Origin of the sequence: Rathayibacter sp. VKM Ac-2928 (assembly GCF_022815545.1) — a bacterium.
Classification (GTDB): Bacteria; Actinomycetota; Actinomycetes; order Actinomycetales; family Microbacteriaceae; genus Rathayibacter; species Rathayibacter festucae.
The window spans coordinates 123,432-145,235 of record NZ_JALGRU010000006.1; the positions used below are offsets into that span (position 1 = coordinate 123,432).

Below are 21,804 nucleotides of genomic sequence, written 5' to 3' on the forward strand. Positions count from 1 at the left end.
GGGACCACCGGCGCGTCCCTCGACACGACCTCCGGCCCCGCACACCATCACGACCCCTCACGAGAAAGGCGCGACGATGCGCATCTTCGACCCGCACATCCACATGACCTCCCGCACCACCGACGACTACCAGGCGATGCACGACGCGGGGGTCCGCGCCGTGGTCGAGCCGTCGTTCTGGCTCGGCCAGCCGCGCACCAGCGTCGGCTCCTTCACCGACTACTTCGACGCCCTGATCGGCTGGGAGCGCTTCCGCGCCGCGCAGTACGGCATCCGGCACCACTGCACGATCGGGCTGAACCCCAAGGAGGCGAACGACCCGCGCTGCCGCGAGGTGCTGCCCGAGCTCGACCGCTACCTCGCCAAGGACGGCGTCGTCGCGGTCGGCGAGACCGGCTACGACTCGCTCACCGCGGAGGAGGACGCGGTCTTCCGCCACCAGCTCGAGCTGGCGAAGGACCACGGTCTGCCCGTGCTCGTGCACACCCCGCACCGCGACAAGGCGGCGGGCACGCAGCAGACGCTCGACGTCGTCGCCGAGTCGGGGATCGACGCCGGCCTCGTCGTCGTCGACCATCTCAACGAGACGACCGTCGACCTCGTCCTCGGCTCCGGCTGCTGGCTGGGCTTCTCGATCTACCCGGACACCAAGATGGACGAGATCCGGCTGGTGACGCTCGTCGAGCGGATCGGCCTGGACCGCGTGCTGGTCAACTCCGCCGCCGACTGGGGCCGCTCCGATCCGCTGACCACCGCGAAGACCGGGCACCTGCTGCTCGTCGCCGGCTTCAGCGCCGCCGAGGTCGACCGGCTGCTCTGGCAGAACCCGATCGACTTCTACGGGCAGAGCGGACGGCTGAACCTCGACCCGATCCCGGGCTTCGACGCGGTCGACGCGATGGGCCGCAGCTTCGAGGGCAACTCGATCCTCCGGGGCGCGCCGCGCGTGGCGGAGGTCGTCTGATGCACCTCTCCTACTGCACCAACGTCCACCCGGCCGAGGACCTCGAGGGCGTCGTCCGCCAGCTCGACGTCTACGCCGGGCCCGCCCGCGCCGCCGCGGGGCTCGACACCGTCGGCGTGGGGCTGTGGATCCCGCGCGACCTCGCCGCCCGGCTGGTCGCCAGCCGCGAGGACCGCGCCGTGCTGCGCGCCGCGCTCGAGCGCAACGGCCTCGAGGTGCGGACGCTCAACGCCTTCCCCTACGCCGCCTTCCACGCCGAGGTGGTGAAGCTCGACGTCTACCGGCCCGACTGGACCACCCCCGAGCGCCTCGCCTACACGATCGACTGCGCGCGGATCCTCGCCGATCTGCTGCCCGCGGGCGCCGACGGCAGCATCTCGACGCTGCCCCTGGGCTGGCGCGAGGGCTGGGGCGTCGAGCAGGACGCGGCGGCGGTACGGCAGCTCGCGCTGCTGGTCGACGAGCTGCGCGAGCTGCGGCGCTCGACCGGGCACGCGATCCGCCTGGCGATCGAGCCCGAGCCGGGCTGCATCCTGGACACGGTCGAGGACGTCGTCGCCTGGCTGCACCCGCGGATCGGCCTGGTCGACCCGGCCTACGTCGGCGTCTGCCTCGACACGTGCCACCTCGCGGTGTCGTTCGCCGACCCCACGGCGGCGGTCCGGCGGATCCGGGACGCGGGGCTCCGGGTCGTGAAGGTGCAGGCCTCGGCCGCGCTGCACGTCGCGGACCCGGCCGATCCGGCCGCGCGCGCCGCCGTCGGGGCGTTCGTGGAGAAGCGCTACCTGCACCAGACCCGCGAGAACGGCGCGAGCGGGGTGCTCCGCGTCGACGACCTGCCGGACGCACTCGACACGCTGCCCGGCGCCGGACCCTGGCGCGTGCACTTCCACGTGCCGCTGCACCACCGGCCGGCCGCGCCGCTGTCGGCGACCACCGCGGTGCTCGCCGAGGCGGTCTCCGCCGTCGACGCCGCCTGGCCGTACGACGAGATCCACCTCGACGTCGAGACCTACACCTGGGCGGTGCTCGCGGACGCGCCGAGCGATCTCTCGGTCGGCATCGGGGCCGAACTGGCCTGGGCGGCGGAGCACCTGATGACGCCGCAGGCACGCGCCGCGGTGCTGGAGCAGGGTGCCGCAGTGCCGCCGGTCGCCGCCCTCGTCGCCGAGGAGGTCGCGCTGTGACGCCGGTGCTGCTGATCGACGTGGTCGGTCTCACCGCGACGGCGCTCGCCGACATGCCGCGGCTGTCCCGGCTCGCCCGGGCCGGCGGGCAGCTGCCGCTGGACACGATCCTGCCGGCCGTCACCTGCAGCGTGCAGTCGTCGATGCTCACCGGCACGATGCCCGCGCAGCACGGGATCGTCGGCAACGGCTGGTACTTCCGCGACCTCGGCGAGGTGCACCTCTGGCGCCAGCACAACCGCCTGGTCACGGGGGAGAAGGTCTGGGAGACGGCCCGCCGGCTGTCCGACGGCGAGCCCTACCGCGCCGCCAACATCGGCTGGTGGTACGCGATGGGAGCGACGACCGACGTCACGGTCACGCCGCGGCCGATCTACCACGCCGACGGCCGCAAGTCGCCGGACGCCTACGTCCGCCCGCCGGCGCTGCACGACGAGCTGGTCGGGAAGCTGGGCGCCTTCCCGCTGTTCCAGTACTGGGGGCCGACCGCGTCGCTGCGCTCCACGCAGTGGATGGTGGACGCGACCCGGCACGTGCTCGCGGGCGACGGCTCCGGCCCGCCGCAGCTGACCACGGCGTACCTGCCGCACCTCGACTACGACCTGCAGCGCTTCGGGCCGGACTCGCCCGAGGCGCGGCGGGCGGCGTCCGAGCTCGACGTGGTGCTCGCGCCGCTGCTCGACGACGCGGAGGCGCTCGGCGCGTCGGTCGTCGTGGTCGCGGAGTACGGGATCGCGGCGGCGGACACCCCCGTGGACGTCAACCGGGCGCTGCGGCGCGCGGGACTGCTCGAGGTGTACGTGCAGGACGGCCGCGAGCAGCTGGACCCGTGGACGTCGCGCGCCTTCGCGGTGGCGGACCATCAGATCGCGCACGTCTACGTGCCGGACGCCGCCGATCTGCCGCGGGTGCGCTCGCTGCTCGAGGCGCTGGACGGGGTGGACGAGGTGCTCGACCGCGAGGCGCAGGCGCGGTACGGCCTCGACCACGAGCGCTCCGGTGAGCTCGTCGTGGTGGCGCGGCCGGGCGCGTGGTTCACCTACTACTACTGGCTCGACGACGATCGCGCGCCGGACTTCGCGCGCGGCGTCGACATCCACCGCAAGCCCGGCTACGACCCGGCGGAGCTGTTCTTCGACCCCGCCGACAAGCTCGTGAAGGCGAAGGCGGCCGGCAACCTCGCGAAGAAGGCCCTGGGCCTGCGCTACGCGATGAACCTCGTGCCGCTGGACGCGTCGCTGGTGCGCGGCACGCACGGCCGCCTGCCGGTGTCGGCGGCGGACACCCCGCTGGTGCTGACCTCGGACGCGGACCTGCTGCCGGCCGGCGCCGGGTCGCTGCCGGTGACGGCGGTGCGCGACCTGGTGCTGGCGGCGCACGGCCCGGCGCTGGCGCGCGCGGTGGCGTCGGCTCGGGCCTGACGCGGGCCCGGCCCGGGGCGGCTTCGAGTTGACGCGCGACGGGCCTTGCAGCTTCCGCAGCGCCCGTCCTGCGTCCACTCGCGCGGCTCGCGCGTCGCGAGCGGACGCGCGACGGGGTCTGCGGAGGGAACGTGCCCCGTCCCACGTCCTCTCGATGAGCGGTCCGCGCCTGGAGCGGGAGTAGTCCTCCGCGAACGGGTACGTTCTTCTCGTATGCCCCGGACGGGACGCGAGAGCGTCGGCGCGCCGGGGCGATCACCGTTGACGGGGTGCGAGCGCTGCGCGCGCGATGACCGCGGGGCATCCGCCGATCCTGCGAGGGCGGAGTTCGTCTCCTCGAGAAGACGGCGGTCGCAGGGTCGTTCGGCGGGCGGCGGTCAGTCGGCGCCGTCGAGGTCCGCGAGGTCGAGGACGAAGCGGTAGCGGACGTCGTTCGCGGCGAGACGCTCCAGTGCGGTGCCCACCTGCGCGGAGGGCAGCACCTCGACGTCGGCGGTGATGCCGTGCTCGCCGCAGAAGGCGAGCAACTCGCGGGTGCTGTGGGTGCCGCCGCTGCCGCCGGAGGTGAGGCTCTTCCGCCCGATCAGCAGGTCGGTGACGTCCACGGTGACCGGTGCGAGCATCCCGAGGACGCTCAGTGCGCCGTCGAGGGCGAGGACGTGCAAGTACGGCGCGAGGTCGTGCGCGGCCGAGACCGTGTCGAGGACGAGGTCGAGGCGTTCGCGCTGCGCGGCCATCGCCTCCTCGTCGCGGGAGACGACGACCCGCGTGGCGCCGAGCGCGAGGGCGTCGGCGGTCTTCGCGGCCGAGGTCGTGAAGACCGTCACCTCGGCGCCGAGCGCCCGGGCGAGCTTCACGGCGAGGTGGCCGAGGCCGCCCAGCCCGACCACGCCGACGCGCGAGCCGGGGCCGACGGAGTGCGCGCGCAGCGGCTCCCAGACGGTGACGCCCGCGCAGAGCAGGGGAGCGACGGCCGCAGGGTCGAGGCCGGCCGGCAGCGGGTAGGCGAAGCGGTCGCGGACGACGTACTCGCGCGAGAACGCGCCGAGTGTGGTGCTGCCGTCGTGCCGGTCGGTGCCGCCGTAGGTGAGGGTCGGGAACTCTCGGCAGAAGTTCTCCTGCTCGGCCGTGCACATGTCGCACGCGCCGCAGGAGTCGACGATGTTGCCGACCGCGACGGGGTCGCCGGGGGAGAAGGCCGTGACACCTTCGCCGACGGCGAGCACCGTGCCGACGAACTCGTGACCCGGAACGAGCGGGCCGGCGTCGGCGGCGGGGTCGGCGGAGTGCGCGGCGTGGGTCCGGAGGGCGTGCAGATCGCTGTGGCAGACGCCGCAGTAGTCGACGCGGACGGCGAGATCGTCGGGGCGGAGGGCGCGCCGCTCGATGGCGGCGGGAGCGAGGTCGCCCTCGGCGGTGGCCGCGTAGGCGGTGGTGCTGGTCATGGCGCGCTCGTTTCTACTAACCGGTTTGTTTTATCGACGCTAGCACCGGCGGGCGGCGGAGAACAGACCGGTCGGTAGTCTCGAGGGATGGGAGCGACACCGGCCACCGGCAAGGGCGAGGCGACGCGTGCGCGGATCATGGCGGCGGCGACGGCCGAGTTCGCCCGCTACGGCATCGCCGGCGCGCGGGTGGACCGGATCGCGGCCGAGGCTCGCAGCAACAAGGCGCAGCTGTACTCCTACTTCACCAGCAAGGAGCTGCTCTTCGACGCGGTCTTCGAGGCGTCGCTCGACCGGATCGTCGACGTCGTGCCGATCGACCCGTCCGATCTCGGCGACTGGGCGGTCCGCCTCTACGACGAGTACCTGCGCCGCCCCGACCTCATCCGGCTGGCCACCTGGGCGCGCCTCGAGCGCCGCCCGGCCGGCCACCTCGTCGCCGACGACGAGGCGCGCGTGCGCGAGGAGGGCAAGCTCGAGGCGATCCGCGCCGCTCAGGCCGACGGCACGGTGGGCGTCGCGGCCGACCCGTTCGACGTGATGGCGCTCGTCATCGCGATGTCGATGGCGTGGTCGCCGGTGAGCAACGTCTACGCCGCCACGGCGGAGGAGGCCGCGTCGGAGCACGAGCGGCGGCGCGCGCTGCTCCGCGCGGCGGTCGGGCGCGCGTTCCCGGCGGCCTGAGCGGAGGCGTCAGGCCGCGGCGACCCGCGCGGTGCCGGTGCGACGGGCGGCGGTGACGCGGAGCAGGAGCGTCGCCACGAGCACGACGGCCGCGGCGATCAGCGCGGCGGTGCCGGCGGGGATCGACACGAGCTCGCCGGAGAAGCGGCCGACCGCGACCCAGGCCAGGCCCCAGCAGAGCGAGAGCATCGGAGCGATCCGGCCGCGACCGGTGACGGCGATCAGCACGCCGATCAGGGCGGCGACGATCAGGACGACGACCGCCCAGGGTGTGGCGCCGGGCCCGTCGGCGCTGCCGATGCCCGCGCCGACGAGGCCGGCCGTGACGTTGGCGACCGTCGCGACGCAGACCCAGCCGAGGTAGAGGCCGAACGTGCCGTCGGTGAGGACCGCGTCGACGACGCCGTCGGTGCGGGTGGTGCGCAGGAGCACGAAGATCCGCGCGAGCACGGCGAGGAGCAGCGCGATCACCACGACGCTGAGCGCGAGCAGTCCGGCCTGCACGACCAGGATCCACGCGGCGTTCAGCAGCAGGCTCGCGGCGGCCCAGTAGCCGAGCCGGCGGTGGCGGGTGCGGGTGGTCTGCGACGGCAGGAACTGCCAGATCGCGTAGCCGAGGAGGCCGGTGTAGATGACGCTCCAGATCGCGAAGGCGGGTCCGTCAGGCGCGACCGGGGTCGAGGACGCGGACAGCGCGCCGCCGGCGGCGTCCTGGATCTGCGTGCCGCCTGCTGCTCCCGAGCCGATGAACGAGCCGACCACCGCGAGCACGGCGCTGACGGCGACGGTCGACTGCCGGATCCGGTCCGCGCGGGTGGGGGATGTCGTGGCGGTCATGTCGCTCCTCGATTAGTCAGCTGGCTGAGTAATGAGCGTAGCGTGCCGGACGGCGTCGGCGCACGCGCCTTCCGAGCGTCGTCCGAGCCGCTCGGGGAGTGGGCGTACGAGGTCCACTGTCTGGCGGGGTCGGTTCTCGATACGCGCTGCGCGCTACTCGACCAGCATGAGGGGCGCATACCGACGCGCGCTGCAGGCGCTGCAGGCGCTGCGGGCTGATGCGCCATGAAGGCGCTGCATGCTGATCGAGTAGCCCGCCTCGCGGGCGTATCGAGATCCACCCACCGTCAGAACGGCGCGGGTACGGTGTCGAACCGAGGCCTCGGCGGCGGGTCCGGCGGCCGCCCGGGCAGTGGGGGCGGCCGGTTGCTGATCCGCCGGCCGGTGGGGCTCGTCCACACGATCGTCACGTCGTCGACCTGGTCGTACGTCCACTGGTCGCCGTGCCGCAGATGGTGATGCGAGGTGCAGAGCGAGACGAGGTTCTCGAGGGAGGTCTCGCCGCCGTTGCGCCACTCGAGGGTGTGGTCGGCCTCGCTGGTGGTGGCGGGCCGGGTGCAGCCGGCGAAGCGGCAGGTCTGGTCCCGCAGTTGCAGGTGCAGGCGCATCTGCGGCGGTGGGACGCGGTGGGTGCGGCCCACGGAGACGACCGCGCCGGTCTCCGGATCGGTGAGGACGCGGGTGAAGGAGGCGGCGGTGCGGATCAGCTCGCGGGCGATCTCGGCGGGGACCGGGCCGTAGCCGTCGAGATCCGCGGGCGCGTCGTCGAGGCCCACGGCGGTGGAGGCGGCGAGTGTCAGCCGGATCTCGGCGCGGATGCCGGGGACGAAGGTCGGGTCCGGTCGGTGCTCTTTGTTCGGCGTGGTGCCGGCGATGTCGCCGTCGCAAAGCAGGTCGACAGCGGCGTCCACGCTGAGCTGCTGCAGGGTGCGGGGGTCGCCGTTGTCTCGGAGGGTGCGGGCGATGCGGCGCAGCCGGTCGTACGAGCCCGACACGACCGGCGCTGGGGCGTGGATGCAGAGGGTCGCCATCCCGTCGACGTCCGGGGTGACCCAGACCGCGCGGTCTTCGCGGGCGCGGGCGTGACGCTCGGCGAGGGGCTGCTCGTGCAGCTCCTCCCGCCAGCGGGTCAGGGCTCGGCGCAGCTGCGTGGTCGTCATCGTCAGCGCGGCGTCGGCGGCGCGGTCTTCGCGGGCCGCGCGGGAGGCCTCCGGGAGGGTGCTCGCGGTTCTGCAGATCGCCTCGCCGACCTCCCAGAGGATCCGCGCGTCCCGCAGTAGGGCGCGGGTGAGGGGAAGGTGCTCCATCAGCATCTGCGCGGTCTCGAGGCGTCGGCAGACCTCCCGCTCGGACACGCCGAGCGTCACCGCGAGTTCGGCGCGGATGGAGCGCTCGACGAGATCGCGGGTCTCGCTTCGAGTCGCGCCGCGAGCGAACGCCTTTGGGACGGTGAGCGCGATGCGGTGGCCGCGGTGCATCCGTTCCGCGGCTCTGAGGCGCGTCGGCGAGGCGGCGCGCTCGGCGGCCGCGGCGTCGGTGAAGCAGTCGCGCACCTCCGCCAGTGCTGCCGCGTTCTCATCTTCTGACATACGGATATCGAAGCAGGGGCCACCGACGGCCGGGTCGGAACCACGGGCTGATCGGGGACAACGTCGTCAGAACCAGAGTGTGGAGGAGACCCGCTCCCGGATGTCTCGGCGATGGTGGGTCTCGATACGCCGCCGGAGGCGGCTACTCGACCAGCATGCACGGGCCGCCGGAGGCGGCTACTCGGCCGGCATGGAGGGGCCGCTGCTCGACCGGCGTGAACGCGCCCTGTCGAGCGCTCGGCCGGCACGACGCGCCGAGCCTCTAGCGTTGGCGTGTGCCCCTCCGACTGCCGTGCCCCCGCCCGTGAGCGCGCTCGTCGCGCGGCTCGAGCGGCGGCAGGTCGCCGTGTACCTCGGCGCGATCGCCGCCGGCGCCGTGCTCGGGCTGCTGCTGCCCGCCGCGCGGCACCTGGAGGGCGCGATCGAGCCGGTGCTCGGGCTGCTGCTGTTCGCGACGTTCCTCGGCGTCCCGTTCGCGGCGCTCGGCCGCGCGCTGCGCGACGTCCGCTTCCTCGCCGCGGTCGGCGTCCTGAACTTCGTCGTCGTCCCGGTCGTCGCGTACGGGCTGTCCCGCTTCGTCGCCGAGAGCCCGGCGCTGCTCTTCGGGGTGCTGCTCGTGCTGCTGACGCCCTGCATCGACTACGTGATCGTCTTCGCCGGCCTCGCGGGCGGCGCGTCCGACCGGCTGCTCGCGGCGGCACCGCTGCTGATGCTCGCGCAGCTCCTGCTCCTCCCGCTCTACCTCCTGCTGTTCCTCGGGCCGGAAGGCGTCGCCGTGGTCGAGGTGGCCCCGTTCGCGCGGGCGCTCCTGCTGCTGATCGTGCTGCCGCTCACCGCCGCCGCACTCGTGCAGGCGCTGGGCCGCCGGCATCGCGCGGGGCGGGTCGTCGAATCGACGATGCTCGGCCTGATGGTGCCGCTGATGGCGGCGACCCTCCTCATCGTCGTCGCCTCGCAGATCGGCGCCGTCGGTGCCGCCGCGGGCAGACTGCTCGTTCTCGTCCCCCTCTACGCCGCGTTCCTCGCGGTGATGGTCGCGGCCGGACTCGGCGTCGCCCGGCTCGTCCGCCTCGACGTCCCCTCGTCCCGCGCGCTGGTGTTCAGCGGCGCCACCCGCAACTCCCTCGTGGTGCTGCCGCTCGCACTCGCGCTCCCCGCGCCGCTGGCACTCGCGCCCGTGGTCGTCGTGACGCAGACCCTGGTCGAGCTGATCGGCATGGTCGTGCTGGTGCGGCTGGTCCCACGCCTCGTCCCTCACCCCTCCACCCTCGACGCGCCCACCCCCGAGTAGGGCCCGGCGCCCGGATCCGCTTCCCCGGCGGTGCCGCCCCGATCTACGCTCGGCCCTGACCCCCGCCGAGAGGACCCCGCCGTGCCCGACCCGACCGCTCCCCCCGCGCCGCTCGCGCGCCGCACCCTCGTCGGAGCGGCCTGGGCCGCTCCCGTGATCGCGCTCGCCGTCTCCGCACCGTCCGCCGCGGCCAGCGGCACGCTCCCTGCGCTCGGCGCTCGCGCCGAAGGTCCCGCGGAGGACGTCGCGTCGGCCTCGACGGCGTACCGCGTCTATGCGACCAACACCGGCTCCGCCCCGCTCGAGGGTGGCTCCGTGATCGTCGTCCTCCAGGATCCGGGAAACGGCTACTCGTTCGCCGGCTTCAACGGACAGCAGTGGAGCTACGCCGACGGCTTCCCGGAGGGACGCATCGCCCTCCGCTACGACCCCGCGCTCGCGGCGGGCGAGGAGTCCGGCATCCTGCTGCTGCTGATCGCCAGCGACGATCGCACGCAGAGTCCGGTCCCCGTGGCGGACCTGGTCATCACCGCGCCGGGTTTCGACGTCGCGGTGCTGTCGCTCACGGTCCCGTACTGATCCGCCGCCGAACCTCCGACGTGTGAGCGCCCCGGGGCGACGATTGTCATCGATTGCACAAGATGAGGATTTTCTAATTCGGGGCAATCTTCATCAATCTTCGGCGATCGACCCGCTTCCCGTCAGTCGCCCGTGCAGTCAGTTGCCCGTGCAGAACACCCGGTCGGACCTGACCGACGCCGTGCTCTTCGCGCCGGTGCCGACGGAGCCCTCGGGGAGGGTCGTCGTCGCGTTGAGGGTGAAGGCGCTGGTGACCGAGAGGGTGGTGCGCAGGCCCAGGGTGGAGCCTGCGGGCAGCGGACCGGTGAGGGTGACGAAGCGGGTGGTGCTGCTCGGGGAAGTGATCGTCGCGATGCTCGGGGTGGCCGTGAACACGCCGATGTTCGCGACGCCGCTGCCGACGATGGTGATCGTGGTCCCGACCGGCAGGTCGGCGGAGCCTGCGGTGAGCGTGAAGCCGGGGCCGAGGATCCCGGGACTGCCGCAGGTGCCGTTCAGGACGAAGGCTCCCACGTCGAGGCCGGACGCGGCGGCCGCGGGGGTGCCGACGGCGACGGCCACGACGGGCACGGTCCAGGCGGCGGCGGTGGTGACCGCCCGGCGGGAGATGCCGCGGGGGTCGGGGCGGCGGGCGGGGCGGTCGGCGGAGGTGCGGACGTCGATCATGGCGGCCTCTCGTGCGGCGGGGGAGGGGCTCCCGGGGGAAGAAGGCCCACGAGGGATCCTGGCAGGCGGCACGCCCTGCCGCGCAGTGCCGGCGCGCCCCCCGAGTGGGGCGGCGACGACTCCGACCCGGACTAGCGCGGCTCGGTCGTCGCGGACTCCGCGCCGAGGAGGACGCGGAACATCCGGTCCAGCGGCTCGCGGAGATCCTCGTCGGCGGCGGAGGCGATCGGCTCCACGGCGGCGGAGGTGCGCATCACGGTGACGCCCATCATCGTCGCGATGGCGAGCTGGGCTCGGACCAGCACCGGGGCGGTCCGCGGGTCGTCCGGGCGCCAGCCGGCCGCGACGGCGAGCCGGCGGGTGAACTCCTCGAGGGTCTCCCGGCGGATCCGGTCCGCGGTCGCGTCGCCGGAGGAGCGCAGCAGGAGGAGGAGCTGCAGCGGGTCGTCGTTGTTCGGCGCGCGGAGGACGTGGCCGATCAGCCGCTGGACGATCGCGTCGAGATCCGCGGGTCCGCCGGGGGTCTCGGACTCCAGCTCGTCCGAGGTGCGGCGCATGCACGCCTCGAAGAGACCGTCCTTGGAGACGAAGTAGCGGTTGATCAGGGCCACGTTCACTCCGGCGTCGGCGGCGATGTGCCGCACCGTGGTCGCGCGGTAGCCGTCGGTCGCGAACCGGCGCCGCGCGGCCCGGATCAGCGCGCGCTTGGTCGCCTCCGCGTCCCGGCCCGGGCGGACGAGCTCGTCGTCGGCGTCGCCGCCGGAGACCGCCGTGACGACGTCCTCGCTGTCAGTGCTCATGTCCCACTCCCGTCGACCAACCTAGCCGAGGACAAGTAAACACGTGTTGACAGGCGCACCGCGCTGGCTACACTCGACAAGTAAGCACCTGTTTACACGCCGCTCACACGCCGCACACCAGCCGAGGAGACGCATGTCCACCACCAGCCAGCCCGCCGCGACGGGCTCGGTGCCGACCGGAGTCCCGCCCGAGAGCGCTGCGCCGCAGCGGAAGCCGCGCGGCACCGCGATCGTGCTCTACCTCTCGCTCGGCGGTCTCTCGTTCGCCGTCCTGCAGTCGCTGGTCGCCCCCGCCCTGGGCACGATCGGGCAGGACCTCGGCGTGGCCACGAGCGACGCGAGCTGGGTGCTGACGGCCTACCTGCTCTCCGCCTCGGTGCTCACGCCGATCCTCGGTCGCCTCGGCGACATGGTCGGCAAGCGCAAGGTGCTGATCGTGGTGCTGTCGCTGCTGCTGGTCGGCACGGTCGTCGCCGCGATCGCGCCGAACCTCGGCGTCCTCATCGTCGGACGCGTCCTGCAGGGCGCGGCCGGTGCGGTGATGCCGCTGTCGATCGGCATCGTCCGTGATGAGCTGCCCCGGGAGCGCGTCAGCGTCACCATCGGGCTGCTGTCCGCCATCTTCGGCATCGGCGCCGGAGTCGGCATCGTCGCCGCCGGCCCGATCGTCGAGGCGCTCTCCTGGCACTGGCTGTTCTGGCTGCCCGCCGGGCTGGTCGCCGTCGCCCTCCTCGGAGCGGTCTTCGGGATGCCGGAGTCGCCCGTGCGCACGCCGGGCAAGCTGGACCTCGTCGGCACGACGATCCTCTCGATCGGCCTGGTCGCGCTCCTCCTCGCCATCAGCGAGGGCCAGAACTGGGGCTGGGGCGACGCGAAGACGATCGGCCTGCTCGTGCTCGGCGCGGTCGCCCTCGTCGCTTTCGTGCTGGTCGAGCTGCGCGTCTCCGAGCCGCTGATCGACGTCCGCCTCTTCCGCCACCGCGGGGTGTGGACCGCGCACATCGTCGCGCTCGCCTTCGGCTTCGCGATGTTCGGCACCTTCATCCTCGTGCCGACCCTGCTCCAGCTGCCCACGGTGCTGGGCTACGGCTTCGGCAAGTCGGTCAGCGAGGCGGGTCTGTTCCTGCTGCCGACGGTCGTCGCCATGGTCGTCTCCGGCGTCGTCGCGGGGGCGATGATCCGCCGCGTCGGGCCGAAGATCCCGATGATCACCGGCGGCGTCGCCGTCGCGATCGCGTTCGTCCTCCCCGCTCTCGGACACGGCGAGGAGTGGCAGATCCTCGTCTCCGGCGTGCTCACCGGCATCGGCATCGGCATGGCCCTCGCGGCCACCTCGAACGCGATCGTCGAGAGCGTGCCCGCCGCCCAGACCGGCGAGGCCATCAGCGCGAACACCGTCCTGCGCACCATCGGCAGCAGCATCGGCACCGCGGTCATCGCCGCGCTGATCTCCTCCAGCGTCACCCCGCAGGGCGCCCCGACGGACGAGGCGTTCACCGTCGGCTTCTGGGCCTCGGCCGGAGTCGGAGCGCTCGCGATCGTCGCCGCGCTGCTCGCGCCGTCCCTGCGCGCGCGACGCCGCGAGGCCGCGGCCGCCGGTGTGGACGACATCGAGGAGCTCGGGACCGCTTCCTGACCGGACCGCGGCCGCTCGGCGCGTCCGCAGGTGCTCGCTCGGGACGCCGGCGGCTGTCGCTGCCGTCCGGGATCTGCGAGGCTGCCCGGATGGCATCGGAGCAGAGCGGCCCGCCGGTCTTCGCGGACCCGCGACGACTCGGTGCGGTCGTCGGCCTGGCCGGCGCGGTCGTCTTCGCGTTCTCGTACTCGCCCGCGGAGCCCGTCGCGATCGTCGCGCGGGTCCTGGTCGGCGCGACGGTCGTCGCCGCACTCTGGTTCCTCTTCGTCCGTCCGCGTCCGCTCGGGCCCTTCGCACCGCCGGGGCCCGCGCGGCTCGCCGTCTACGGAGCCTGCGTGGTCGCCGAGTTCGCGCTCATCGCGGTCGGCAGCCGGGTCCTCGAGTCGGCGGGCCGCGGCGAGCTGCGCCCGGCGCTCATCGCGCTCGTGGTCGGGCTGCACTTCCTCCCGTTCGCGTGGGCGTTCTCCGAGCGGATGTTCGCGCTGCTCGGCGGCGCGCTGGTCGTGCTCGGCGGCCTCGGCCTGCTCCTCGGCAGCGGCGCGGCGGCCGTGCTGGCGGCGGTCGCGTCGGGAGTCGCGATGGCGCTGCTCCTGCTCGTGTACGCCCTCGGCGCGTTCGCGCCGCGGACCCGAGCGCCGCGGAGCTGAGCGCGCCCGTTCCCCGCTGTCTGAGATCCTTCTCATAGACTCGACCGCAGTGCCCGGATGAACGTCTCGCTCCTCCGCTCCGTACCCCCTGTGACGGGCCGCCCGGCCGGTCGGGACAGGAGGCGCCGATGGCACTCGCGGCGCTGACGATGCCGACGACGATCGGGCCGACGACGACCGGGCCGCGGACGACCGGGCCGACGACGACGACGCGACGAGGGGACCGCACCGCGATGACGCAGCCCGACCCGCACCCGGCGCCCGTGCCCGCCGCCGGACCCGCCGCCCCGCCGCTCGATCCCACGCCCGGCGATCCCACGCCCGGCGACCCCACGCCCCTCGACCTCACCGCGGCGTTCGACGAGCACGGATCCGCCCTGCTCGGCTTCGCCGTCAACGCGCTGCGCGACCGCGGTCTCGCCGAGGACTGCGTGCAGGAGACGTTCCTCCGGGCCTGGCGCTCGCGCGAGCGCTACGTCGCGGAGCGCGCGAGCCCGCGCACCTGGCTGTTCGCGATCGCCCGCAACGTGATCGTCGACGCGCACCGCTCCCTGCAGCGGCTGCCGCGGATCGTGCCGGCCGAGGTGCTCGACGACGTCCCCGGCGACGACGTCGATCCGCTCGAGCCGCTGATGATGGTCGAGGCGCTGGCCCGGCTCTCGCCCGAGCACCGGCAGGTGATCGTCGCGATCCACCTCCGCGGCGGGAGCTACGCCGAGGTCTCCGCGGCGACCGGAGTCGCGGTCGCGACGCTCCGGACCCGCACGTTCTACGCTCTCAAGGCGCTCCGCACGCATCTCGCGGCGCCCGACCCGACTCCGGAGGACCGATCGTGACCAGCAGTGGCGGACCCGGCGACGGCGGACCCGGCGACGGCGGCCCGGACGAGGGCGGCCGTCGCGAGGAACTGATCGCCGCGGCCCTCGCCGGCGAGCTGTCGGCCGAGGAGGCCGCCGAGCTCGACCGGCTGCGAACGGAGGATCCGAGCGTGGACGAGGAGCTGGCCTCCTTCGGCGCCGTGCTGTCCGGGCTGGGCGGCGTCGGCCGCTGGGAGGAGCCGGAGCCCTCGGCGGACCTGCGCACGCGGGTGGCGGCGCTCGCCGGCCCGGCGCTGACGGCGGTCCCGAGGGCCCGGGGCGAGGAAACGCGGGATGCGTCGGACCGGCCCGCGCGGGGGCGCCGGATCGCGCTGGGCGTGACCGCCGCGGCCGCCTGCGTCGCGCTCGGCGCCGTCGGCGGTCTCGCACTGCAGGCGCTCGGCGACCGACCGCCCCAGGGCGGGCCGGGCACGCTCGGCGCCGTCGAGCCGATCGCGTTCGCCGAGGACCCGGCCCTCGACATCGACGCCGAGCTCGTCGCGCACACCTGGGGCACCGAGACGATCCTGCGCGGCAGCGGCTTCGCCGTCGGCGAGAGCTACGAGGTCGTCCTGGTCACGGCGACGGGCGTGCGGCTGCCCTCGGGCTCGTTCCTCGGCAGCACCGCCGAGCTCGACTGCGCCATGAACGCGGCCGTCCTGCGCGCCTCCGTCGCCTCGATCGAGATCACCGACGAGAGCGGCGGAGCCGTCGCGGTCGCCGAGCTGCCGGTCGTCGAGAGCTGACGATCGTCGGCGACCGATCGGCGGCTCAGCGCCGCGGCGCCGGCACGAGCCGGGTCAGCCGGCCGATCAGCCACTCCAGCGGTCCGATGCCGACGAAGCGCCACCACAGGACCGCGACCGCCCATACTCCCAGCACCAGGAGGAGGGCGGCGCCGGGGGTGTCGGCGACGTAGCCGAGGCCCCGGGCCGCGAAGGCGGCGACGACCGCCACCTGCAGCACGTACACCGAGAGCGCGAGCGATCCGACGGCGCGGAACGGCGTGAGCACCGCCGTGATCACCGTGCTCGCCGGCCGCCGCCGGACCGTCGCGAGCAGCACGACGGCGACGTAGGCGGCGAGCACCAGGCCGAGGTCGTGGAGCGTGTCCGGGTGGCTGCCCGACACGGACTCGAGGCCGATCAGCCGCTCGAGCGCGGGCCGGACCGGGTACGCCAGCACGGCGACGACGGCCAGCACGGCGAGCAGTCGGTCGCGCCGGAAGCCGTGCCGCAGCAGCAGCGCGCCGAGCAGGAGGAAGGGGAGCAGATTCGTCAGCCGGTAGTGCGGATCGACGAAGCTCCACTGCAGCAGGAATCCGATGGGCGTCCGCGCGTAGAGCGCAGTCGGGTCGGCACCGGCGGCGACCGCCGCGTTCAGCGGGGCGCCCGCCACGAGGACAACGGCGGCGACGACCGCGACGAGGCGGCTGCGCAGGAGCAGGATCGGCGTTCCGAGCGCGAGCGTGAGCCCGAGGTGCGGCAGCACGATCGCGATCCAGCTGCCCCAGCCGCCCAGCCAGACGCCGAGCGCGACCAGCACGGCACCGCGGATCAGGTTCTGGACGACGACGCGCCCGCCGGAGGCTCCGGGCCGCGCGAGGACCAGCGCCGCCGACATCCCCATCACCAGGGCGAACAGCGGCGACGCGAGGTCGTTGATGGTGCCCGCCGCGAAGCCGACCGCCCCGCCGCGCAGGCTCGGGACGAGCGGCATCGCGTGCGCGATCAGCATCGCTACGATGGCGACCCCGCGCAGGACGTCGGGCACGAGGACCCGGTCCGGCTGCAGCCGGGGGGCGGTCGGGGCGGCGCGCGAGACGGTCGTGGTCGCATCCATGGGGGAGAGGCTACGGCGTGGCCGTCCGCGCCCGCGCGCCGTCGCGCGCCGGGGCGCCCCCACCTCGCGCCACACGAGCCTTCGCTGTCCGTGGCGTCCGCGCCCGTGCCGCGGTCCGCGCACGGAACCGGTCTCGGCTCGTCGGCTCCGGGCGTTGCAGGGTCACCGTGGACGCCGTACCGTAGGAGTCGCCCTCCGTTACGACGGAACGGGAAGAAGACCTTGGAACCCCAGCCGGACGACTGGATCCAGGGTCTTTCGCTTGTCAGGGTGCCTTCCGCTCGTCAGGGCCCGGAGTCGATCGCGACGAGTGACTCCGGCGTGCGACTCTCGATGATCAGCGTCGTCCGCAGCTCGTCGAGATGTCTGTGGTCCCCGAGACGGGCCGAGTTGATCGCTCCCAGAACAGCGTCGGCGATCCAGAGCAGAGGCTCGTCACCGCCGCGACGATGCGCGATGCGCAGGCGACGATCCATTCCCTGCGCTTGAAGACCGACGATGTGGGCACGGTCGTCTCGGTCCTGAGCAGTGGATCGGCACTCGAGCGCCAGATCGAAGACCTCGAGCCCGATGAGCTCGTGGTACAGCATCTCGAGGCATTTCCGCCGATACCGCTCGACGCGGCGGCGCCGGAGATCGCGGTGGGAGACGACGATGTTCATCGGTCCGAGCTCGACGATGCGAGAGACGATGACGCGGCGACGTCGCTCGCTCTCGCCCGTCCAGTGGAGCTTGATCTGTCCGGGCAGGAGGAGCGGGCGCAGCAGGTCGCGCGCATCCGAGCAGGAGTCGTCGGTCAGAAGAGCTGCGCAGACGAGGTACTCCTGATGCCCGCTGCCACGGTCGGCCGACGACTCGTCGAGAAAGGCGCGAAAGGATGCCGCCATCAGCTCTCCCTTCTTCGCGCTCGGCCCCGCACGGGCCGCGTCGGTACTCGTCGACCTGGTGCTGACACGCGACGAGGTCGGCAGCGATCCGAACAGTAGCGGGAGCACCGCGCTCCTGCTGCTGACCGGGCGAGCAGTATCGGTTCCGGCCGCGATTCGTCGTGTCTCCGGCTCGTGAAACGCGGTCGGGCTCGTCGGATTCGACGGTTTCCGCGTGCCGGGGCGGTTCCTGCGAGCCCGGGCCGAGCGCGCGCGCCGGGCGGGCGCGGGCGGCATGCTGGAGGGATGACCGACGCCACCACGCCCGCCGCGCCGTCCGAGCGCCGCGCCCGTCCGCCCCGCCCGCAGCTCGTGCTGACCGTGCTGCGCACCGAGCGGCTCACCGAGCACTTCGTGCGCGTGCACCTCGGCGGCGAGGGCTTCGACGCCTTCGTCGAGGCCGCGGATCCCGAGAGGCTCGCCGCGACCGACCGCTACGTCAAGCTGCTGCTCGCCCCGCCCGGCGTCGCGCTCGAGCCGCCGCACGACCTCGACGCCCGGCGCGCCCGCCTCGCCCCCGAGGAGCTCCCGGTGCGCCGGACCTACACGATCCGCTCCGTCGACCTCGAGGCGCGCAGCCTCGCGATCGACTTCGTCCTGCACGGCGACGAGGGAGTGGCCGGACCCTGGGCCGCCTCCGCGCGCCCCGGCGACCGCCTCGAGATGTCGGCCCCCGGCGGCGCCTGGGCGCCCGGCGCCGACGCCGCGAACCTCCTGCTCGGCGACGAGTCGGCGCTGCCGGCGATCGCGGCGGCCCTGGAGGCGATGCCCGCCCAGGCCCGCGGCACCGCGCTCATCGAGGTGCACGGCGCCGAGGACGAGCTGCCGCTGACCGTCCCCGCGGGCGTCGAGGTGCGCTGGCTGCACCGCGGCGACGAGGAGGCGGGGCACGCGCTGACCGCTGCCGTCGCAGAGCTGACCCGCCCGGCCGGCGCCGTCGAGGTCTTCGCCCACGGCGAGCGGACGGCGATGAAGCGGCTCCGCACGATCCTCCAGGACGACTGGGGTGTCGAGCGCGCGGCGCTCTCGCTCTCGGCCTACTGGGCGCTCGGCCGCGCCGAGGACCGTTTCCAGGCCGAGAAGCGCGAGCCGGTGGGCGCGATCTTCGCCGACTGACGGCGAGTCCGACTGACGGCGACTCCGTCACCTGCGGACGACGAAGGGCCCCTGCACTGCGCAGGGGCCCTTCGACGTTCAGGCGGTCCTCACTCCGGGCGTCAGACCCGCTTCAGGAGGATCGGGGCGCTCGTCGTGGCGTTGCCCGCCGCGTCGACGGCCTTCGCCGTCACCGAGTAGGTGCCCTTCGGGAACACCGCGGTGTTGACCGTGAGGTACCAGTTGCCGTCCGACGCCTGCACGGCGTCGCCCAGCTTGGTGGTGCCGACCCAGTACGTGACTCCGGTCACGGCGGTGTCGTCCGCGGCGGTCGCCATCAGGCTGACGACTCCGGTGACCGACGAGCCGGAGCCCGGCGAGACGATCGCGACGGTCGGCGCCGTGCGGTCGACCGGGGCGGGCGCGGCCGTCGGGGTCGGAGTCGCGGTCGGCGTCGGCGTGGCGGTCGGCGTCGGCGTGGCGGTCGGCGTCGCGGTCGGGGTGGCGGTGGCCGTCGGCGTGGCCGTCGGGGTCGCGGTCGGGGTGGCCGTCGGCGTCGCCGTCGGGGTCGCGGTCGCGGTCGGCGTGGCCGTCGGCGTCGCGGTCGGCGTCGGAGCGGTCACCCCGCCGAACTGGTCGGCGCCGGCGGTGCGGGAGCCCATGACCTGGCCGTCGATGTCGGTGCGGGCCGACGTGGTCGACCCCCAGCCGGCGATCTGGGTCCCGGTCGCGGACAGCACGTGCAGGTCGCCGGTGGCCACCGAGGCGAGCGCCGGAGCGCCCTGGATGTTGCCCTGCTGGTTGAGCAGCGACGGCGTCTTGCAGAGCTTGGTGTTCCAGTTCTCGACGATGGTGTTCGTCATCGGGCTGGTGCAGGAGGAGAGGTAGCTGACGATGTTGCGGTCGAAGACCGTGTTCTTCGCCCCGCCGACCCGCAGTGCGCCCGACTCGAAGGTGTTGTTGCGGATGTAGATGCCGTCGGCCGAGGCCTCCCGGAAGTCCGCGGACGAGCCGCCGCGGCAGTCGCTGGTGATCACGATGCAGCCGGAGACGAAGTTCGACTCCACGGTGATGTCGCTCATGCCGTCGCCGCCGCCGGGGGAGAAGATGATGCCCGCGTTGTAGCAGTTCATCAGCGTGTTCCCGCGAAGGGTGACGTCGTTGCTCTCGAACACCTGGATGCAGTCGGCGTGCAGGCCGTTGTCGATGTTCTGGTCGAAGTTGCGGACCAGGTTGTTCTCGATCAGCCCGTTGTCGGTGCCGCCGACCTGGATGCCGTCGATCGACGAGCCGTTCTCGAAGAGCGAGTCGCGGACGACGACGTTCGCGCTGCGCACGAAGATGCCGGCGCCGTCGATGTGCATCCGGTTCACCGTGATGCCGGAGCCGTAGGTGTAGAAGGTGCTCTTGGAGAAGATGTCGTTCCACACGGTGTTGGGCGTGTAGACCTTCGTCGAGCCGAGCACGGGCGAGGCGCCCGGGGCCGGCTGGACGACGACGGGAGCGGCGACGGTCGCCTTCCCGCCCTTGAGGGTGGTCGTCGGGTAGGTGCCGGCGGTGAGCAGCACGGTGTCGCCGGCGGCGGCGTTCTGGACGGCGGTGGTCAGGGCGCAGGGAGCGGCTGCGGAGCAGGCCGTTCCCGTGCCGTTGGGCGAGGCGTAGCGGTTCGCCGCCGCGAAGCTGGGCGCGGCCGCGAAGAACGCGGCGATCACGACCAGCAGAGCGGCGAGAGTCGCGCTGAGCGTTCGAGTCATGGGCGTGGTGTCCAATCGGGGAAGGTGTGAGCGGGGACTCGGGGCTGGGAGAGGAGGAGGGAGAAGACGAGGGGAGGCCGCACCGGGCCTCGGCGGTGCGCGCCGGCCGAAGGGGGGACGACTCCGTACACTGGGCGCGGCGGGAGCGTCCCCGGCGGACGGGCAGCACCGCTGCCTCTGCCGCCGAGATCCCGCCCGGACGGACGGATGCGGCGACGGGCCGCCTCCGCCATCGATGAGCACGGCTCCACGACGGGGCCGGGAACGGAATCGCTGTGAGCGGAGTAGGTTCGCGAGTCCGGACGGTGCTGGGCGGGCTGCGCAAGCGCACCGCCCCGCTGCTGAAGAGCCCGGCGGTGCTCTCGCTCGGCGCGCGCGGCGTCTTCCTCGACGCTCCGCGCCTGCGCAGCGCCCGCCGCTCCGGCGGGGCCCGCGGAGCCAGTGGTGCTCAGGGCCGCGCGATCCTGATCGCGCCCCCCGGCGCCGGCAACATCGGCGACGCCGCGCTGGTCGGCGCGTTCCTGGAGAACGTGGCCGGGCCGATCACCGTGATCACCCGCTACAAGGGCGACTTCCGCATCCCGGCCGAGCAGGCCGACCGCGTCGAGATCGTCTCGCTGGGCACCCTGCTCTACGGCGGCCTGCCGAGCTTCGTCCGCGACCTGCGCCGCTTCCGGGCCATGCTGCCCGGTGCCGCGTCGGTCTCGATCGTCGGCGCCGACATCATGGACGGCGCCTACAACTTCCGCGCCTCGACGAGCCGCGCGCTCGTCGCCCGCAGCGCCGCGTCGGCCGGAGTGGACACCCGCGTCCTCGGCTTCAGCTGGAACGGCAAGGCGCACCCCGGTGCCCTCGCGCAGCTCCGCGACGCGGACCGCGCCGGCACGACCCTCTTCCTCCGCGACCCGCTCTCCGTCGAGCGCGCCCGCCGCGACGGCCTGGACGCGAAGGCCTCGGCGGACATCGTCTTCTCGGCGCGCTCCGTCGACCAGGGCCGCGCGAGCACCGAGCTCGCCGCGCTGGACACGACCGGCGGCATCGCGATCATCAACGTCTCCGGCCTGATCGACACCGACCAGACCGGCGCCTACGTGGAGATCATCGGCGGCCTGCGCGCACGCGGCCTCGCGGTCGTGCTGCTCCCGCACGTCATCAAGCACGGACCGGACGACCTCGCGGCCTGCCGCAAGGTCTACGCGGCCCTGCCGGACACGACCGGCGTCGCCTTCGTCGAGGACGTCCTCACCCCGGCGGAGGTGCGCGGCTTCACCGAGCGCGCGACCGTCACCGTCACCGGCCGGATGCACCTGGCGATCATGTCCCTGATGAAGGGCGTCCCCGCGATCACGCTCGCCACCCAGGGCAAGGTCGAGGGCCTGATGGCGATGTTCGAGCTGCCCTACCTCTGCGTCGAGCCGGGTGCCGGTCTCGCCGGCCGCGTGGGCGACGCCCTCGAGCGCGTCCTCTCCGACCGCGACAGCGTCTCGGCCGACATCCTCGCGAAGCTGCCCGCCGTGCAGGAGCTCAGCGCCGCGAACTTCGCCGGCCTGCCGCGCGCCTGAGCGGCGCGGGCGGGCTGTCGCG

The 21,804-nt window shown here is 73.7% G+C and carries 20 protein-coding genes; 12 read left to right on the forward strand and 8 right to left on the reverse strand.

What is annotated here, in order from left to right:
* Positions 1-76: 76 nt before the first annotated feature.
* Genes MT350_RS19020 through MT350_RS19030 form a run of 3 tightly spaced genes read left to right on the forward strand, consistent with a single transcriptional unit; the run spans position 77 to position 3,572 of the window.
* Entirely contained in the window at positions 77-964 is an 888-nt protein-coding gene (locus MT350_RS19020) for a TatD family hydrolase (protein WP_243616444.1), read from the forward strand.
* Positions 964-2,151: a metabolite traffic protein EboE gene (eboE, locus tag MT350_RS19025; protein WP_243616445.1), complete on the forward strand. Its 1,188-nt coding sequence runs from the start codon at positions 964-966 to the stop codon at positions 2,149-2,151. Before MT350_RS19020 ends, eboE begins: the two co-directional genes overlap by 1 nt.
* Entirely contained in the window at positions 2,148-3,572 is a 1,425-nt protein-coding gene (locus tag MT350_RS19030) for a nucleotide pyrophosphatase/phosphodiesterase family protein (protein ID WP_243599780.1), read from the forward strand. The genes eboE and MT350_RS19030 overlap by 4 nt, the downstream gene beginning before the upstream one ends.
* 377 nt (positions 3,573-3,949) lie before the next feature.
* Here MT350_RS19030 and MT350_RS19035 read toward each other — a convergent pair whose 3' ends face one another.
* The gene (locus tag MT350_RS19035) at positions 3,950-5,017 is read right to left on the reverse strand and encodes an NAD(P)-dependent alcohol dehydrogenase (RefSeq protein WP_243599781.1); all 1,068 of its coding nucleotides are present in this window, start codon (positions 5,015-5,017) and stop codon (positions 3,950-3,952) included.
* Between the two features lie 87 nt (positions 5,018-5,104).
* Here MT350_RS19035 and MT350_RS19040 point away from each other — a divergent pair, with 87 nt between their 5' ends.
* The gene (locus MT350_RS19040; protein ID WP_243599782.1) at positions 5,105-5,701 is read left to right on the forward strand and encodes a TetR family transcriptional regulator; all 597 of its coding nucleotides are present in this window, start codon (positions 5,105-5,107) and stop codon (positions 5,699-5,701) included.
* A gap of 9 nt (positions 5,702-5,710) precedes the next feature.
* Here MT350_RS19040 and MT350_RS19045 read toward each other — a convergent pair whose 3' ends face one another.
* Both MT350_RS19045 and MT350_RS19050 read right to left on the reverse strand, forming a co-directional pair.
* Positions 5,711-6,538: a tryptophan-rich sensory protein gene (locus MT350_RS19045; RefSeq protein WP_243599783.1), complete on the reverse strand. Its 828-nt coding sequence runs from the start codon at positions 6,536-6,538 to the stop codon at positions 5,711-5,713.
* A 287-nt stretch (positions 6,539-6,825) separates the two neighbouring features.
* Complete coding sequence (locus MT350_RS19050; RefSeq protein ID WP_243616446.1) at positions 6,826-8,127, reverse strand: HNH endonuclease signature motif containing protein; 1,302 nt, start codon at positions 8,125-8,127, stop codon at positions 6,826-6,828.
* A 304-nt stretch (positions 8,128-8,431) separates the two neighbouring features.
* Between MT350_RS19050 and MT350_RS19055 the strand changes: the two genes are divergently transcribed.
* Both MT350_RS19055 and MT350_RS19060 read left to right on the forward strand, forming a co-directional pair.
* Positions 8,432-9,418, forward strand: a complete 987-nt coding sequence (locus MT350_RS19055) for a bile acid:sodium symporter (protein WP_243616447.1) — start codon at positions 8,432-8,434, stop codon at positions 9,416-9,418.
* Positions 9,419-9,499: 81 nt separating this feature from the next.
* Positions 9,500-9,997, forward strand: coding sequence for a hypothetical protein (locus MT350_RS19060; RefSeq protein ID WP_243600293.1), 498 nt, complete (start codon positions 9,500-9,502; stop codon positions 9,995-9,997).
* Between the two features lie 138 nt (positions 9,998-10,135).
* Here the strand turns inward: MT350_RS19060 and MT350_RS19065 are convergent, their stop codons facing one another.
* Positions 10,136-10,663: a hypothetical protein gene (locus tag MT350_RS19065; protein ID WP_243616448.1), complete on the reverse strand. Its 528-nt coding sequence runs from the start codon at positions 10,661-10,663 to the stop codon at positions 10,136-10,138.
* Between the two features lie 131 nt (positions 10,664-10,794).
* Positions 10,795-11,463: a TetR/AcrR family transcriptional regulator gene (locus MT350_RS19070; RefSeq protein ID WP_243600295.1), complete on the reverse strand. Its 669-nt coding sequence runs from the start codon at positions 11,461-11,463 to the stop codon at positions 10,795-10,797.
* Positions 11,464-11,596: 133 nt separating this feature from the next.
* Here MT350_RS19070 and MT350_RS19075 point away from each other — a divergent pair, with 133 nt between their 5' ends.
* The 4 genes from MT350_RS19075 to MT350_RS19090 all read left to right on the forward strand — a co-directional run bounded on the left by MT350_RS19075 (position 11,597) and on the right by MT350_RS19090 (position 15,349).
* Positions 11,597-13,099, forward strand: a complete 1,503-nt coding sequence (locus MT350_RS19075) for an MFS transporter (protein WP_243616449.1) — start codon at positions 11,597-11,599, stop codon at positions 13,097-13,099.
* An 89-nt stretch (positions 13,100-13,188) separates the two neighbouring features.
* The gene (locus MT350_RS19080) at positions 13,189-13,746 is read left to right on the forward strand and encodes a hypothetical protein (protein ID WP_243600297.1); all 558 of its coding nucleotides are present in this window, start codon (positions 13,189-13,191) and stop codon (positions 13,744-13,746) included.
* A gap of 128 nt (positions 13,747-13,874) precedes the next feature.
* On the forward strand, positions 13,875-14,582 hold the full coding sequence (locus MT350_RS19085) for a sigma-70 family RNA polymerase sigma factor (protein WP_243600298.1): 708 nt from the start codon (positions 13,875-13,877) through the stop codon (positions 14,580-14,582).
* The gene (locus MT350_RS19090) at positions 14,579-15,349 is read left to right on the forward strand and encodes a hypothetical protein (RefSeq protein ID WP_243600299.1); all 771 of its coding nucleotides are present in this window, start codon (positions 14,579-14,581) and stop codon (positions 15,347-15,349) included. The genes MT350_RS19085 and MT350_RS19090 overlap by 4 nt, the downstream gene beginning before the upstream one ends.
* Positions 15,350-15,374: 25 nt before the next feature.
* Here MT350_RS19090 and MT350_RS19095 read toward each other — a convergent pair whose 3' ends face one another.
* The gene (locus tag MT350_RS19095) at positions 15,375-16,445 is read right to left on the reverse strand and encodes a DUF418 domain-containing protein (RefSeq protein WP_243600300.1); all 1,071 of its coding nucleotides are present in this window, start codon (positions 16,443-16,445) and stop codon (positions 15,375-15,377) included.
* A gap of 284 nt (positions 16,446-16,729) precedes the next feature.
* Complete coding sequence (locus MT350_RS19100; protein ID WP_243616450.1) at positions 16,730-17,332, reverse strand: hypothetical protein; 603 nt, start codon at positions 17,330-17,332, stop codon at positions 16,730-16,732.
* Between the two features lie 285 nt (positions 17,333-17,617).
* Between MT350_RS19100 and MT350_RS19105 the strand changes: the two genes are divergently transcribed.
* On the forward strand, positions 17,618-18,487 hold the full coding sequence (locus tag MT350_RS19105; protein WP_243616451.1) for a siderophore-interacting protein: 870 nt from the start codon (positions 17,618-17,620) through the stop codon (positions 18,485-18,487).
* Positions 18,488-18,588: 101 nt separating this feature from the next.
* Here the strand turns inward: MT350_RS19105 and MT350_RS19110 are convergent, their stop codons facing one another.
* Positions 18,589-20,220, reverse strand: coding sequence for an Ig-like domain-containing protein (locus tag MT350_RS19110; RefSeq protein WP_243600303.1), 1,632 nt, complete (start codon positions 20,218-20,220; stop codon positions 18,589-18,591).
* 275 nt (positions 20,221-20,495) lie between these two features.
* On the opposite strand from MT350_RS19110, the gene MT350_RS19115 reads away from it, so the two are divergent.
* Positions 20,496-21,782 carry a polysaccharide pyruvyl transferase family protein gene (locus MT350_RS19115; RefSeq protein WP_243616452.1) on the forward strand — a complete coding sequence of 429 codons (1,287 nt, stop codon included), beginning with the start codon at positions 20,496-20,498 and terminating at the stop codon, positions 21,780-21,782.
* The last annotated feature ends 22 nt before the right edge of the window (positions 21,783-21,804 follow it).